Source organism: Paraburkholderia caffeinilytica (genome assembly GCF_003368325.1).
GTDB classification, from domain to species: domain Bacteria; phylum Pseudomonadota; class Gammaproteobacteria; order Burkholderiales; family Burkholderiaceae; genus Paraburkholderia; species Paraburkholderia caffeinilytica.
This window is the reverse complement of record NZ_CP031466.1, coordinates 2530501-2545666: the sequence shown is the minus strand read 5'-3', so window position 1 is coordinate 2545666 and position 15166 is coordinate 2530501. Positions and strand designations below refer to the sequence as shown.

15 protein-coding genes are annotated in these 15166 nt (G+C 62.4%); 10 read left to right on the top strand and 5 right to left on the bottom strand.

Translation table 11 applies throughout. The features are described 5' to 3' along the window. Positions 1 to 137 precede the first annotated feature (137 nt). The gene (locus tag DSC91_RS11340) at positions 138 to 734 is read right to left on the bottom strand and encodes a TetR/AcrR family transcriptional regulator (protein ID WP_115778211.1); all 597 of its coding nucleotides are present in this window, start codon (positions 732 to 734) and stop codon (positions 138 to 140) included. 213 nt (positions 735 to 947) lie between these two features. On the opposite strand from DSC91_RS11340, the gene DSC91_RS11335 reads away from it, so the two are divergent. Both DSC91_RS11335 and DSC91_RS11330 read left to right on the top strand, forming a co-directional pair. Continuing rightward, positions 948 to 1610, top strand: coding sequence for a DUF3313 domain-containing protein (locus DSC91_RS11335; RefSeq protein WP_115778210.1), 663 nt, complete (start codon positions 948 to 950; stop codon positions 1608 to 1610). Positions 1611 to 1745: 135 nt separating this feature from the next. Continuing rightward, positions 1746 to 1967 (top strand): hypothetical protein, encoded by a 222-nt coding sequence (locus DSC91_RS11330; RefSeq protein ID WP_115778209.1) that lies wholly within the window; start codon positions 1746 to 1748, stop codon positions 1965 to 1967. A 34-nt stretch (positions 1968 to 2001) separates the two neighbouring features. Here DSC91_RS11330 and DSC91_RS11325 read toward each other — a convergent pair whose 3' ends face one another. The 3 genes from DSC91_RS11325 to DSC91_RS37425 all read right to left on the bottom strand — a co-directional run bounded on the left by DSC91_RS11325 (position 2002) and on the right by DSC91_RS37425 (position 4482). Further along, entirely contained in the window at positions 2002 to 2499 is a 498-nt protein-coding gene (locus DSC91_RS11325) for a hypothetical protein (RefSeq protein WP_115778208.1), read from the bottom strand. Between the two features lie 61 nt (positions 2500 to 2560). Next, positions 2561 to 4189, bottom strand: a complete 1629-nt coding sequence (locus tag DSC91_RS11320) for a methyl-accepting chemotaxis protein (protein ID WP_115778207.1) — start codon at positions 4187 to 4189, stop codon at positions 2561 to 2563. Beyond that, positions 4186 to 4482: a hypothetical protein gene (locus DSC91_RS37425; protein WP_162831370.1), complete on the bottom strand. Its 297-nt coding sequence runs from the start codon at positions 4480 to 4482 to the stop codon at positions 4186 to 4188. Before DSC91_RS37425 ends, DSC91_RS11320 begins: the two co-directional genes overlap by 4 nt. On the opposite strand from DSC91_RS37425, the gene DSC91_RS11315 reads away from it, so the two are divergent. After that, positions 4481 to 4888, top strand: coding sequence for a DUF302 domain-containing protein (locus DSC91_RS11315; protein WP_115778206.1), 408 nt, complete (start codon positions 4481 to 4483; stop codon positions 4886 to 4888). The two genes, DSC91_RS37425 and DSC91_RS11315, sit on opposite strands and share 2 nt — an antisense overlap. A 173-nt stretch (positions 4889 to 5061) precedes the next feature. Here DSC91_RS11315 and DSC91_RS11310 read toward each other — a convergent pair whose 3' ends face one another. Continuing rightward, positions 5062 to 5355: a DUF1330 domain-containing protein gene (locus tag DSC91_RS11310; RefSeq protein ID WP_115778205.1), complete on the bottom strand. Its 294-nt coding sequence runs from the start codon at positions 5353 to 5355 to the stop codon at positions 5062 to 5064. A 348-nt stretch (positions 5356 to 5703) separates the two neighbouring features. Between DSC91_RS11310 and DSC91_RS11305 the strand changes: the two genes are divergently transcribed. The 7 genes from DSC91_RS11305 (at position 5704) to DSC91_RS11275 (ending at position 15153) form a co-directional block, all read left to right on the top strand. Then, entirely contained in the window at positions 5704 to 6867 is a 1164-nt protein-coding gene (locus DSC91_RS11305) for a porin (protein ID WP_115778204.1), read from the top strand. Between the two features lie 89 nt (positions 6868 to 6956). Next, positions 6957 to 7847 (top strand): 4-hydroxy-tetrahydrodipicolinate synthase, encoded by an 891-nt coding sequence (gene dapA, locus DSC91_RS11300; protein WP_115778203.1) that lies wholly within the window; start codon positions 6957 to 6959, stop codon positions 7845 to 7847. 62 nt (positions 7848 to 7909) lie between these two features. Continuing rightward, positions 7910 to 9079, top strand: coding sequence for an iron-containing alcohol dehydrogenase (locus tag DSC91_RS11295; RefSeq protein ID WP_115778202.1), 1170 nt, complete (start codon positions 7910 to 7912; stop codon positions 9077 to 9079). After that, positions 9076 to 11457 carry a 4-hydroxythreonine-4-phosphate dehydrogenase PdxA gene (gene pdxA / locus DSC91_RS11290; RefSeq protein ID WP_115778201.1) on the top strand — a complete coding sequence of 794 codons (2382 nt, stop codon included), beginning with the start codon at positions 9076 to 9078 and terminating at the stop codon, positions 11455 to 11457. The genes DSC91_RS11295 and pdxA overlap by 4 nt, the downstream gene beginning before the upstream one ends. Positions 11458 to 11587: 130 nt before the next feature. Continuing rightward, on the top strand, positions 11588 to 13012 hold the full coding sequence (locus tag DSC91_RS11285) for a sodium:solute symporter family protein (RefSeq protein WP_115778200.1): 1425 nt from the start codon (positions 11588 to 11590) through the stop codon (positions 13010 to 13012). A gap of 25 nt (positions 13013 to 13037) precedes the next feature. Continuing rightward, positions 13038 to 14225, top strand: a complete 1188-nt coding sequence (locus DSC91_RS11280; RefSeq protein ID WP_115778199.1) for a sialidase family protein — start codon at positions 13038 to 13040, stop codon at positions 14223 to 14225. A 160-nt stretch (positions 14226 to 14385) separates the two neighbouring features. Beyond that, the gene (locus tag DSC91_RS11275; RefSeq protein WP_115779798.1) at positions 14386 to 15153 is read left to right on the top strand and encodes a DeoR/GlpR family DNA-binding transcription regulator; all 768 of its coding nucleotides are present in this window, start codon (positions 14386 to 14388) and stop codon (positions 15151 to 15153) included. Positions 15154 to 15166 lie beyond the last annotated feature (13 nt).

The window sequence follows — 15166 nt, the reverse complement described above, 5'->3', positions numbered from 1 at the left end:
GCCTGACTGGAATGCGATCGGTATGCAGTCACGCCGGATTACGCCGTCCAGAATGGTGCGCTCGGCGCAACTTCTTCAGCCAGTCAACGCTGGCCAATCATGTCGTTCTCTGCCCGCCCTGCGACCGCCTGCGGTGCTTAGCGCGTCGACCGCTTACGAGGCTTGGGTTGCGGAATCTGCGCCGGCCAACTCTCTTCGTCAAGAAGACGGTCGAATAGTCTGTTCCGCACCGAATTGCTCAATTGCGACAGCCCTAACAGGGAGTGAAATGCGAGACCGCTGGCCGCAAAGTATCGCAACAATGACAAGTCGAAATCAGGCGCCTCATCTTGCAACACCTTCATTTTTTCCGCGTCAGACGTCTTGATGCTTTCGAGCAGGTCAGGACTTTCGACGAGCGCCGCAAGAATGGCTCGTGCCACGGAGTGCGGTTGATTGGCGGATTCCCGATACATGGCGATCTGAGCCGCGAGCGTTGGCTCTGCCTTCGATGCGCCTTCGTTCGCCATATATTCGCGTCCGATCTGCTCGAACTGGATCTGATGCTGTTCCAGCAGCGCGCACAGCACGCCGTGCTTCGTGCGGAACTGATGAAGCAGTCCACCCTTGCTGATACCGCTTTCGCGCGACAGCGAATCGAGCGTAAGCCCGCCGACACCGTCTCGGGTAAGGATGGCGAAAGCGGCATCAATTGCTTTTTTGCGGGAAAGCTCCGAACGGGTCTGGTTGTCCATTTATCGATATTGATGACGTTGCGACGAATGCAGCGCGCGCCTGATCGCGGGCGCTCACCTGACGAGCCGTAATTGTACGCGCTCGTTTTTTTAATGTACAGACCGTCTGGACGGTTTACATTTTAAGATGACGATGCTACTGTGGCGACCTGATCAGTTCTCGCCTGAACTGAGCGCCACCTGGCACTTAACTGCGCTTTCGAGGAAACCTACATGTTCAAGAACAAACTAGTCCCGCTTCTTTTCACCGGAGTCGCGGTGCTAACCCTGACAGCGTGCGCGGGCGTGCAGCCGGTCGCTTACTCGGGGATCTCGTCTTCGTCGCAGTTGAAGCAGAACCGCGATGACGACGCAGGCAAGGTTCCCTACAAGTACACCACTTCTGTTGCCTGGGCCCAATACACGCAGGTGATGCTGGACCCGGTCACGGTCTATCAGGGCAGTGACAACCAGTTCGGCGACCTGAAGGAGGCCGACAGGGCGGCGCTCGCCGATTACATGGGGAGGACGTTCTCCGAGAAACTCGCGAAGCGGTTCAACGTTGCGAAGCAGGCCGGCCCGAATACGCTGCGGATCAAGCTGACGCTCACCGGCGCGGAAAAGACGACGATGCTCGTCGGACAGGTCATGCATTTCGACCTTGCGGGCAATCTCTATAACGGCGTACAGGCAATCCGTGGGGGGCAGGGCGCATTCAGCGGCTCGGTCACCTATTCCGTGGAGGTCTTCGACGGCGTCAGTGGCCGTCTGCTGAAGGCATACGTTTCGAAGCAGTATCCGAACGCCATGAATCTGCCGGCCGCTTTCGGTTCGTTGAGTGCCGCGAAGACCGGCCTCGACAAGGGCGCCGATGCCCTGGTGGATCAGCTTCGCTAAAGGGGGCTGTCTGTCACCCCGGGCGATGCGCGCGACTCGGCGGATATTGTCAGCGCGCATCAGCCCCAGGTGATGGGGCGCCTGAACTCGCTGCATCGAAAACGCGGCTGTTTCGGATGTCTACGAGGTTTGCGCATGCGGCCCCTTGCAGAAGTCGTTGTCTCGTTCGCGCCCCCGCCCTTGATGGTTGCCGTCGTGTTCTCGATCGCGTACCTGCTGGTGGGCATACCGGTTCATTTCACGCGAGGCGCAGCCGCCAGGGACTGGCTCGGCACCCTGGCCGGTATTTTCGCCGCGCTTGCATACATCGTGCTGGTTGTGGGGTTCTATCCGGCCGTTCAAACCGCGGCGCGATAGCCACCCTTCTCGCCGCGGCGTGATCAACCGATCGTTAGCGCGATTTTGGCAAATGAGCAATGATCGTATTGATCTGCATGTCGAAGCGTTCGAACCACAGCTGCGTCGCTTCCAGCTGCGCGACGACTTCCTGAAAGTGGACCTCGCTCGTTTCGATGGCGCGCCCGGCATCGGCAATCGTCTCGGGCGCGGTTTGCGCGCGAAGCGCAAGCACGGCGAGCGACTCGATTTCGCTGCGGGTACTCTGCGTCTGATCCATGAGTTCAGTCAGCAGCGCCCTCAGCATTTTCAACTGATCGTGCCAACCGCTCTCCGAGCGCCGCAGCTCTTCGATAAAAAGACCGGTATCGCCTTCCGGGAAAGCGCTTGCCGCGGCGGCGGTGCTCTGCCGCAGATGGTCCAGCACGGCGAGACAACCCTCCGCGCGTTCGATTAACCCCTTTGCCTGGTCATGCGCTTCGGTCGTACGCCCCTTGAGCGCTGTGGCGCGATCGCAAAGCCGCGCCTGTAGGACAAACGTCTGCGGGTTCACCTGTCAGCGTCCATCTGGAGGAGTTCGTGGATCGTCATGGATAACGTGGACATGGGGTTGCTCAACGCGCCGGCAGCGCGATGTCGCGACGGGCAGTCAAGGTGCTGCTTCCGGCGGCGCGCGCAGGTGTTCGTGCGGATTCCGTCTCGGCCGTGCTGAACACCCGGATGGCGTCCAGCAGCTTCGAAGATTGCTCTTCGAGGGATTGCGCCGCTGCGGCGGCCTGTTCGACAAGCGCCGCGTTCTGCTGGGTCACGTCATCCATTTGTGTCACCGCGAGGTTGACCTGCTCGATGCCCCGGCTTTGTTCCTCCGATGCGGCGGCGATTTCGCCCACAATGTCGGCGACCTGCCTGATTGCCTGCTTGACCTGTCCGATGGTGACGCCCACATCGGCCGCCTGCTTCGAGCCGCCCTGGATCATCGCAACCGATGTACCGATCAGCTCCTTGATTTCCCGTGCGGCAGTGGCCGAACGCTGCGCAAGACTGCGAACCTCGCTGGCGACTACCGCAAAACCGCGGCCTTGCTCACCGGCACGCGCCGCTTCGACCGCCGCGTTCAGCGCAAGGATATTGGTCTGAAATGCGATTCCCTCGATCACGCTCGTGATATCGCGGATCTTGCTGGAGCTGTCGCTGATCCGGCCGATGCTTGCCACCATATCCTGCACCGCCTCGTTGCCCGCGTGCGCCATGTCCGTGGCACCCGAGGCGAGTGCATTCGCCTGACGGGCATTGTCCGCGTTCTGTTTGACGGTCTCGGTCAGCTGCGTCATGCTGGCCGCGGTTTCCTCGAGTGAGGCTGCCTGCTCTTCCGTACGCGCCGACAGATCGAGATTGCCGCTGGCGATTTCGCGTGAAGCGACCGTGACCGACTCGGCCGAGGCCTTGATGCCGCGAACGGTATCGCTGAGTTTGCCGTCCATCGTTCTCAACGCGTCGAGCAGCAGCCCGAATTCACCGCGTGCATCGACGGTAATCCGGTTTTCGAGCTTGCCATCGGCGATCCGGTTGGCGATGTCGACTGCCCGGTTGAGCGGCCGGGTAATCACGCGCAAAAGGTAAACCGACATGCCGCCCGCGATCAGTACGCCTGCGCCGAGGAGTGCGACGGTCACCATGAGCAGCGTTCTGTAAGTCGATTCACCGTCGTCCGAAAACTGCTTGGCCTCCTGCACATTTATTTTCGAATCGTCGCTCAATGCCTGATTCAATGTTTCGGCAAGATCCGCCGTGCTGTTGATCAGGGGCGACGCCGCATCGAATTTTCCGGCTTTCAGAAGCGTAACGATGTTGCCTGTCTGCGTAATGATGTCCTTGAGTGCGCGGTCGGCGCGGTCGGCGGCCTCACGTTCGGCAGGACTCGATACCTCTCCAGGATAGTATTGCGGCCAGACCTGATTGATATTGGCGAGGTCCGTCAGAACACCCGGCAGCGTTTTTTCGACTGCGTCGGGCGTGCCAAGGGCCTGAATACGCCTGAGCTTGACTCTGATGTTCAGTTGCGCGGCACGTACCTCCGAGAGCTGCGCAAGCGGAACGACGGTACCGGAGTACGCCTCGCCCATGTTCGAATTCAGTCTTGCGAGCCCAACGATCGCCATCACACCCATCACGGTGGTCAATATGATGCAGGCGCCAAGGACGGCAATGACCTTGAACCGGATGGTGTGGAGGAATGTGTTCACGTTGTTTCCTTCGGAATGCTTACATCGGAAATGGTGTGGCGCCCAAGGAATTGACGGCGCCTGTCCGGGTATACGGCGCGGTCACAATCCGGCTTGATGTAAGGATTTCCTGATTTTCGATTAGGCATATCCTGCTCATCCGCGTTGCTGCGGGTTGAACCGGCGTTAAACTCGATAAGCCCCTTGCGAACCTGCCTGAAGCTGTCTGAACCTGACTGAAGCTGTCTGGAAAGCGCTCGCCGAGGCGCGGGCGCTCGTATTTGTTTCGTCGTGCGATATTTGGAGAAGTCCATGTCCACTCACCCAGCCGATAACGATAACGGCATTGTCACCGTGCCGACGCAGCGCACGGTCGAGCAAGCCGCCGACGCACTCGCATCGCTGATCGAAGCGAAGAACATTGTCTTGTTCGCCCGCATCGATTTCGCGGCGGATGCGCACCGCGCGGGGCTTGCGATGGCTCCGTCGCAGTTGCTTGTGTTCGGTAATCCGCGGGCAGGGACGCCGCTGATGCAAGCCGTGCCGAGCATGGCGCTCGATCTACCGCTCAAGGTGCTGGTGTGGCAGGACGGCGACGGCCGGGTGTGGCTCTCGTATAACGCAACGAGCTATCTACAGGCGCGGCATGGCGCGCCTGCGGAGTTGATGAAAGCGATCGACGGTGTCGGCGCACTCGTCAAGGCAGCGGCGACCGACTGAACCGACCGAGGCCGGACGGAGCCGGCAAGCATTCAGCGCTGCTGACTCCACGTGAGGCGGTTGACCTGCGCATTCGCCGCAAGATTCCGCTGCCCGGCCTGTTCGGACGCACAACCGGACGCACAACCGGACGCACAACTTTGACGCCGGTCATGTCGGTCGCTTCGTGCGCGTCATTCGGCGCCGCGAACGATTCGCAGATCGCGCTCGACTGCGTCGCCCAGCGCTTCAAGCGCCTTCTTGTAGGCATCGCTTGCGTATGCGGCGACGGCCTCTTCGTAGGTCGGAAACTCAATCACGACCGTCCGTTCCTTCAAGCCTTGCTCGCGAGCTTCCTCGGCCACGCCGCGCACGAGGAATTTGCCGTTGGCGGCTGCCACAGCGGGCGCGGCCAGTTGCGCATACGCGGCCAGCTTCGCGGGGTCCTTCGTTGCGCGGTATACGGTCACCCAATATCCCTTGCTCATCTGAATCTCCTTATTTTGCGGCGTGAAGGTAGTGGTTGCGTTGCAAGGCAACGACGCGGGGATTATGTCATTCATCGGCATGCCTATTCCCCATCAGCCCAATCCGCTTAGGGTCTTGCGTGGCGCCAACGCGCTCGAAACCAGAAATACGATTGCCCACGCATTCTGATCGATTTGATCGTTCTGATGATTGAACCGAAAAAAATCCTTGCAAACGATCGATTCGATCATTATATTGACTGAACCGGTCGTTTTGGTTGAGTGAAACGCTCACGTCAGCGAGCCTCGACTGTCTTCAAATGGCCGAAGCACCATGCCCCGCCATCAAGAAAAATCACGGAGACACAATTGAAGAAGCGTTCCTTCCAGGTCCTGGCCACATTGGGCGTACTCGGCGCGGCCACGACCGCCGCTCACGCGCAAAGCAGCGTGACGCTGTATGGCTTGATCGACACTTCGCTCGTCTATTCGAACAGCCAGAAGGGCCACTCGAATATCCAGATGTCGAGCGGCACACTGTCTGGCAGCCGCTGGGGATTGCGTGGTCAGGAAGATCTGGGCGGCGGCCTGAGCGCGCTGTTCGTCCTTGAAAATGGTTTCAGCAGCACCACGGGCACGCTCGGCCAGAACGGCCGTGAGTTCGGACGTGCCGCCTATGTCGGTTTGAGCGGGGGTTTCGGTAAGGTGACAGCGGGGCGGCAGAACGACACATCCGCCGATTTTCTGGGCGCGTTGACAGCGGCAAATCAGTGGGCGGGCGGTCTTGGCGCTCATCCGGGCAATACGGACAACCTCTACGTGAACGAGCGGATCAGCAACAGCGTGAAGTTCACCAGCAACGATTACGCGGGTTTTCGTTTTAGCGGCCTGTTCAGCTTCGGCGGCACGGCCGGCGACTTCTCGAATAACCGCGTATGGGGGCTCGGCGCCACGTATGCAAACGGCCCGTTCGTGGTCGCGGCGTCTTACGTGAACGCAACCACGCCGAACACCGGTCTGTTCGACGGCACCGCCGGCGCGGCGGCGATCTCGCCGAACAACACGCCGATCTACTCCGGCTACGCGTCCGCGCGTACGCTTCAGATAGCGGCGGTGGGCGGCGCCTACACCTTCGGTGCGGCTACGTTCGGCCTGATTTACTCGAACTCGAAGTTCAAGGATCTGGGTTCGGGCGCGGCCGCCGCCCCGGTGGCGCGTTTCGCCGGCGATACCGCGACCTTCGACAACCTCGAAGCCAACTTCCGCTATCAGGTGTCTCCGGCAACGCTGCTTGGCGTGGCGTACAACTACACCCGCACACACGGCGCCGGCGACGCGCACTACAACCAGGTGAACGCAGGCGCCGATTATTTCCTGTCGAAGCGCACCGACGTGTATCTGACCGCCGGCTGGCAAGCAGCGAGCGGCATCGATTCGACGGGCCACGCAGCGACTGCGGCCTTGTGGCCGATCACCGCGTCGAGCACGTCGCACCAGTTCGTCGCGGCGCTGGGTCTGCGTCACAAGTTCTGAACGATTCAGGCAATTTGATCAAACAGGAAGGCTCAAGGAAAACCTCAGAGGAAAACCCCAAGCCTTCCTTCGAAGAAGTGGAGTCGAGCATGACAGTTTTGTTCAAGGGGATCATTCCCGCACTCATCACGCCGATGACGGCGTCGGAAGACGTCGGCGAAACCGGGTTGCGCACGCTGATCGAGCGCCTGATCGAGGCGGGGGTGCATGCGTTGTTCGTGCTCGGCACCAACGGCGAGTTCATCGCCTTGAACGAAGCGGAGAAGCTGCAAATCGCGAAGATCGCAGTCGATCAGGCGCGCTCGCGCGTGCCGGTGATTGCCGGCACCGGCGCATACGCCACGCGCGACGTAATCGATCTGAACAGCAAGATGCTCGATGTGGGTGTCGACGCGGTGTCGGTGATCACGCCGTACTTCAACGGCGCGACGCAGCAGGAACTGTTCACGCACTATGAGCGGATCGCGCAGGCTACCACCTTGCCGGTGATGCTCTACACGATTCCCGCGAAGGCCGGCATCACTCTGACTATCGACACGGTGCGCCGCCTGTCCGAGATCCCGAACATTCGCGGCATCAAGGACAGCGGCGGCGACTTCGATCGTCTGCTGCAACTGATCAATCTGCGCCGCGACGACTTCGCGGTGTTCACCGGCACCGATTCGATGATTCTGTGGACCCTGATCGCGGGCGGCGACGGCGCGGTGGCCGCCACCACGAACGCGGTGCCGGGTGTCGTGACGTCGATCTGGAAGCACTTTCAGGCCGGCGATGTCGCGGCCGCCCGCAAGGCGCAGGAATCGCTGCGCGCGCTGCGCGACGCATTCGCGCTCGGCACGATGCCGGTGGTGCTGAAGACCGCGGCGGAAATGCTCGGCATGCCGGCGGGTCCGGCGCGTTCGCCCGCGCAGCCGCTCGATGCGCAGGCCCGCGCGCGTCTCGAACAGGCGCTCGCGGTGTACCGCGCCGATTTACGTTGAGACGCGCTGAAACGCGCTGAAGCACATCGGCCACACCACTCAATCGCTAACGACTTACCGCCATGACCTCGACCTATCACTTCCAGACCGTCAAGCACATCGTGCACGGCGCACACAGCCTCGACCTGCTGGCGGACAAACTCGCTTTGCTCGACACGCCGGTCAAACGCATCGCCTTGATCACTCAGCCCGCGATGGAAGCGCTCGGCGTGATCGATCGCGTGACGGCCGCTCTTGCCGACAAGGACATCGAAGTGCTGATCGTGCGCGATGTCGAACCCGAGCCGACCATCGGCAACGTGGAAAGCGTGTTCAGCGAGCAGATCGCGCCGTTCGCGCCGCACGCGATCCTGTCGATCGGCGGCGGCAGCGTACTCGACGCCGCCAAGCTGTTTGCCGTGCGTCTGACCAACGAGCAACCGCTGCGCGAATGGCTCGGCATCGATCTGATCAGGAAGCCCGGTGTGCCGTTGATTCTCGTGCCGACCACCGCGGGCACCGGTTCGGAAGTGACACCCAATGCGATCGTCACGTTACCGGACGAGGAGCTGAAGGTCGGCATCGTGAGCCGTCATCTGTTGCCGCAACTCGTCATTCTCGATGCCGCCCTGACGCTGAAATTGCCGAAGGCGATCACTGCGGCGACCGGCATGGATGCATTCGTGCACTCGCTCGAATCGTACATCTCGACCAAGGCCAATCCGGTCAGCGACATGTTCGCGATGGAATCGATGCGGCTGATCGGCGCCAACATCATCGAAGCCTACGAGCACGGCGACTCGATCAAGGCGCGCGAAGCCATGATGCTCGGCTCGATGTACGGCGGCCTTGCATTGACGGCGGCCGGCACGGCCGCGGTGCATGCGCTCGCGTATCCGCTCGGCGGCATGTTCAACATCACGCACGGAGTGGCGAACGCCATGCTGCTGCCGCACGTGATGGCGTTCAACATGGACGCATGCGCGGGCCGCCTCGCCGATGTTGCGCGTGCGCTATCGCTGTGCGCGCACGACGACAATGAAGAGACCGCTGCGCACAAGCTGATCGAACGCATCGACGAATGGACGGCGGCCGTCGATATTCCTCAGGATCTGCGCAAGTTCGGCGTCACGGAAGACGATCTCGACGCGCTTTCGGTCGCGGCGGCGAAAGTCAAACGGCTGCTCGGCAACAACCCGAAGCCGCTTTCGCTCGACGACATGAAGGCGATCTATCGCCGCCTGCTGCCGTGAACGTCGCCCGCGAACGCCGCTTGCGGCTCCTGATCATCGGCGACGATCTGTCGGGCACGGCGGATTGCGCGGTGACGGGCGCGCGCCTTGGCTTGCGCAGCGTCGTGACGCTGGATGCGCGCGCGCAGCCAGGCGCTGCGATGCGCGACGCGAGCAATACATCCGACGCGATCGACGTGCTCGCCGTGGATGCCGATTCGCGCCGGCTCGACGCAACCTCGGCGGCGCGCAGTAATGCAGACGTGTGGCGCGCACTCGGTCACGCGGAGACGAAGCTCTACAAGAAAATCGACTCGACGCTGCGCGGCAACTTCGCCGCGGAAGTGGCGGCGCTGGTGCCGCTCGCCGGCATGGCGATCGTGGCGCCGGCGTTTCCGGCCGCCGGCCGCACGACACGCGGCGGACGCCAATGGCTGAACGGCGTGGCGGTGGAAGAAACGGAGGTGTGGCGTAACGAGGGCATCGGCGGCGAGGCGAATCTTCCGGCGATGCTCGGGCAATGCGGTTTGCGCACGGCTGCGCTGTCGTTGGCCGATGTTCGTGCGGACAGCGCCGTGCTGACCAACCGGCTCGACACGTTGCGTCACGCCGGGATTCAGGCCGTGGTGTGCGATAGCGAAACGGAAGACGATCTGCAGCGGATCGCTCGCGCGTCCGCTCAATTACGCGGCGTGTTCTGGGTGGGCTCGGCAGGGCTTGCCCGCGATCTGATGAGCGCATTGAATCTCGCCGATGCCGATGCCGATGCCGATGCCGATGCCGATGCCGATGCCGATGCTGCGCCGCCTGCCGCACCGGCACAGCGCACGCCGGGCCAGCCGGTCCTGACCGTGGTCGGCAGCATGTCGAGCGTTTCGCATGCTCAGGTCGAACGGCTGAAAACAGAAGCGGGCAGCACGCTTGTTTCGTTCGAAGTCGACACGAGGACGCTGCTTGCCGAACCGCTTGCAAAAGCGCATGCGAATCTCACATGCAAGGTGAGCGAAGCGCTTCAACAGGGGCAGCACGTTGTCGTTTCCCTGAGTCAGTCCGATCGCAGCAGCGTCGCCGACGGTCTGCTGTTTTGTCAGCGCCTCGCGGCGTTGCTCTCACCGGCGTTGCCGTTCGCCGGCAGCGTGATCGCTACCGGCGGCGAAACGGCACGCGCGTTGTTGTGCGCGGCCGGCATTGGCCAGTTGCGGATCGTCGAAGAAATCGAAAGCGGGGTGCCGCTGCTGCACGCGGATCACAACGGCCGCCGCCTTTGCGTCGTCACCAAAGCGGGCGGTTTCGGCCATCCCGACACGCTTCATCTTGCCTGGCGGAAGCTCGCCGGCGTTCAACGCATCGCCCGGCCTAACGAGGCCACCATCAAAGGACTTACCACAATGACCTATCGTCCAGTTATCGGCATCACCATGGGCGATGCTGCCGGCGTCGGCCCGGAAATCGTCATGAAGGCGCTGGCCCATGCCTCCGTCTACGAACAGTGCCGTCCGCTCGTAATCGGCGACACAGCGCGTTTGCGCGATGCGGGCAAGCGCGCGGGCGTGTCGCTCGAGGTGCGCTCGATCAATAGTCCCGCGGATGCCGGCTTCGAATGCGGCGTGGTCGATTGCATCGATCTCGGCCTGATTCCCGCGGACCTGCCGTACGGCAAGCTCTCGGCGGTCGCGGGCGATGCGGCGTATCAGTACATCGCGCGTACCGTCAAACTGACCTCGGCGGGCGAACTGGATGCGATCTGCACGGCGCCGCTGAACAAGGAAGCGCTGCACGCGGGCGGCCACATTTTCCCCGGGCATACGGAAATGCTCGCGCATCTGACCGGCATCGACGAGGTGTCGATGATGCTCGTCGCGCCGAAGCTGCGCGTGATTCACGTGACGACCCACATCGGCCTGCTGGACGCCATTCGCCGCATCGAACCCGGGCTGGTGCAACGGACCATCGAGCGCGCGCATGAAACGCTGGTGCGCGCGGGTATCGACAACCCGCGCATCGGCGTATGCGGGATCAATCCGCACGCGGGTGAGAACGGCCTGTTCGGCTACGGCGAGGAAGAGGAAAAGATCATTCCCGCCGTGCAGGTGCTGCAGGCACGCGGCTGGGATGTGGAAGGCCCGTTGCCCGCCGATACGCTGTTTTTCCGGGCGGGCCGCGGCGACTTCGATGTGGTGGTCGCGATGTATCACGACCAGGGCCATGGCCCGGTCAAGGTGATGGGCCTCGAGGCCGGTGTCAACGTGACCGTCGGTCTGCCGGTGATTCGGACCTCGGTCGATCACGGTACGGCGTTCGACATCGCCGGCAAGGGTATCGCCGACGAAGGCAGCATGCTCGAGGCGCTGAAACAGGCGCTCGATCTCGCGACGCGGCGCTCCGAACTGGAAGCCTGAGCGCAGGTCGCAGTCCGCAGGACAGCACCGCTACGGCGGTAGCGGATTCCCGGCCGCCGAGAAGGCGGGCACACGCCCGGCGGCCGGATTTTTCGATGCGAAGACGTCGTCAAAATACATTGGAGACACCATGGCAACTTTTGGCTACTGGGACACAGCGATCATCGTCGGGATGGTCGTGCTCTACATTCTTCTGACCAGCTGGTTTAGCGTCAAGCTGCGCAGCCGCAATTCCGAACAGTTCATGGTGGCGTCGCGCTCGATGCCCGCCGTGGTCGTCGCCGTGTTGCTGATGTCGGAATTCATCGGTGCCAAGTCGACGGTGGGCACCTCGCAGGAAGCGTTCAGCGCGGGGATCGCGGCATCGTGGTCGGTGATCGCCGCCTCGATCGGTTTTCTGTTCTTCGGCCTGTTCATGGCCAAACGCCTCTACAGTTCCGGCGAATTCACGATCTCGGGCTTCATTGCAATGAAGTACGGCAAGCGTGCGAAGCTGGTCGTTTCGGCGATCATGATCTACGCGCTGTTTCTCGTGAACGTGGGCAACTATGTGAGCGGCGCGGCGGCGATTTCGACCGTGATGCGTATCAATCTGCCGACAGCCGCCGTGATCACGGCGATCGTCAGCACGGTGTATTTCGCATGGGGCGGCTTGAAGAGCGTCGCCTATCTGACCATCGTGCATAGCGCGGTCAAACTGATCGGCATCGCGATTCTGGTGTACGTGGCGTGGCAAATGACGGGCGGCATCAAACCGATGATGGCGCAAATGCCCGAGCATTACTTCACATGGAACGGTTCGCTCAGCAACGGTACGATCGGCGCGTGGATCATCGGCACCGCGGGCGCGATCTTCTCGACACAGTTCATCATTCAGGCGATTTCCGCAACCCGTTCACCGGAGGCGGCGCGCAATGCCTCGCTGCTGGCCGCGGCGCTGTGCGTGCCGATCTCGCTCGCACTCGGCTTTCTCGGCGTCTCGGCCAAGTTCCTGTTTCCCGACATCAAGAGCCTCTATGCGCTGCCGGTGTTTCTGCAGCATATGAATCCGCTGCTGGCCGGTGTGGTGACGACGTCGCTCGTGGCATCGATTTTCGTCAGCGTGTGCACGGTCGCGCTTGCCATCGCGTCGCTGGTGGTCAAGGATTTCTATGTGCCGCGCTACAACCCGGCACCGGATGTGGAACTGCGCATGACACGCTGGATTTCGCTCGTGGTCGGACTCGTGCCGCTCGTGTTCGTGCTGTTCGTGCCGCAGATCCTGGCGCTGTCGTTCTTCACGCGGGCGTTGCGGCTGACGGTGTCGGTGGTGGCCTTGATCGGCATCTATCTGCCTTTCTTCAACAGCAGCCGTGGCGCGATGGCCGCGATGATCATCGCGACGATCTCGACAACGGTGTGGTATCTGCTCGGCAATCCGTTCGGCATCGACAACATGTACGTGTCGCTGGTGACGCCGGCTATCGTTATCGTGCTGGAGAAGCTGCTGTTTCCCTCGGGCTCCAAGCCTGTCGGCGCGAGCGGCGAGCGGCTCCAGCATCGTGAATCACATTGACGTGACGTAATCAGGAGAACACCGCATGACTTCCATCCTCGCGGATGCCCCGACCTCGGCGACGTGGGACAACCACGTGCGCGTGGCGTATGCCGACGCGCAGCGGCGCGACGCGTATCTGCCGTCCCCGTGCGTGCAGAACCACGCGGCCAATCTGCATGCGCTGCCCAATGGCGATCTGTTGTGCGTCTGGTTCGGCGGCACGCAGGAAGGGATTCCCGACGTGTCGATCTACATGTCGCGCTTGCGTGCGGGCACCGGCGTCTGGTCCGAGCCCGAGAAGCTGTCGAACGACCCGACGCGTTCCGAGCAGAACCCCGTGCTGTTCACGGCGCCCGATGGCCGCTTGTGGCTGACTTATACCGCGCAGTTGTCCGGGCATCAGAACACCGCGATCGTGCGGCGGCGCATTTCGTCCGATGGCGGCGTGACCTGGGGGCCGATCGAGACATTGTTCGACCGCGCGGGCACCTTCGTGCGTCAGCCGATCGTCGTGCTGCCGGACGGCGCATGGTTGTGCCCGGTGTTCATGTGCCGAACCGAACCCGGCGAACGCTGGGTCGGCAACAACGACATCAGCGCCGTGCTGATCTCCGAAGACGAAGGACGCTCGTGGCGCGAGCATGAGGTGCCCGATAGCGTCGGCTGCGTGCATATGAACGTACAGGTCCTCGCTGACGGCTCGCTGCTCGCGCTGTTCCGTAGCCGCTGGGCGGACTTCATTTATGCCAGCCGCTCGAAAGACGGCCGCACGTGGAGCGCGCCGCAGGCGACCACGTTGCCGAACAACAACTCGTCGATCCAGTTCGTCTCGCTGAAGAATGGCCATCTCGCGCTGGTGTTCAACGAGAGCGACGCGTCGCACAGCACCGGGCGGCGCGCCTCGCTGTACGACGATATCGAAGACTCCGAAGACAGCGGCGCGTTGCGCGACCAGAGTGCATCCGCACGCGGCAGTGCATTCTGGGGCGCACCGCGAAGCCCGATGTCGCTGGCAATTTCCGAAGACGGCGGCCGTACATGGGCGCGCCGGCGCAATCTGGAAATCGGCGACGGCTACTGCATGACGAACAATTCGGCCGAGCAGCGCAACCGCGAGTATTCGTATCCGTCCATCGTGCAATCGGCCGACGGTGCATTGCACATTGCTTTCACGTACTTCCGTCAACGGATCAAATATGTGAGCGTCGACGAAACATGGGTGCGCGGTTGAGGCCGTCAATGCGGCTATCGGCGAAGCAGTAGGGGGAAGAGCCGGTTTTGAGCGGACCGGAAAGGGACACGGCGTACGAATGGAAATTCGCTACACTAGGCACACTTTTTCGCGCGCCGCCGGCGCGCCGTCGCTTAACCGGTTCCTCCGATCCAAGATCATGAAAGTTGCGAAACGCCGCGAGGCGATGCTTCACGCTGTGCTGGGCGGGATGACAGATGTCGGTACGTTGTGCGAGCACTTCGGCATGTCCGAGGCAACCGTGCGGCGCGATTTGCGGGCGCTCGCGGAGGACCGCCAGATTCTGCGCACCTATGGCGGGGCGGCGGCCGTCAGCGCGCACGAGCCGGAAGCGTCGCTCGACGAACGCAGCGAAAGTTTTCGCGAGCAGAAAGATGCGATTGCGCGCGCCGCGCTCGCGCATGTGCAGGAGGACGACACGCTGTTTCTCGACGGCGGCACGACCACGGCGGCGCTGGCGCGGCAGTTGATCGGGCATCGTTCGATTCATGTCGTGACGAACAACCTGCTGGTGGTCGGCGCGCTCGCCTCCAGCAAGGTGCGGGTGACGCTGATCGGCGGCGATATCCGCTCGTCGAGCATGAGCACGCTCGGGCCGCTGGCGCAGCTTGCGCTGAGCCGCCTGAGTTTCGACAAGGCGTTTCTCGGTGCCGACGGCGTGACCGCTACGCGTGGTCTGTGCGAGGCGACCGCCGAGCAGGCGTATCTGAAGGAGTGTGTGATCCGTCAGGCGGCGAGCGTGTTCGTGCTCGTCACCGCGGACAAACTTGGCCGCGCCAGCCAGCAGCATTGGACGCCGCTCGAGCGCGACTGGACGTTGATTACCGATAACGCGGCGGAGCCGCGGGAACTGGCCTTGTTCGACGAGCGAGGCGAGGTGACGGTGGAGACCGCGGCGGTTCGATAAGCATGCGCGACGG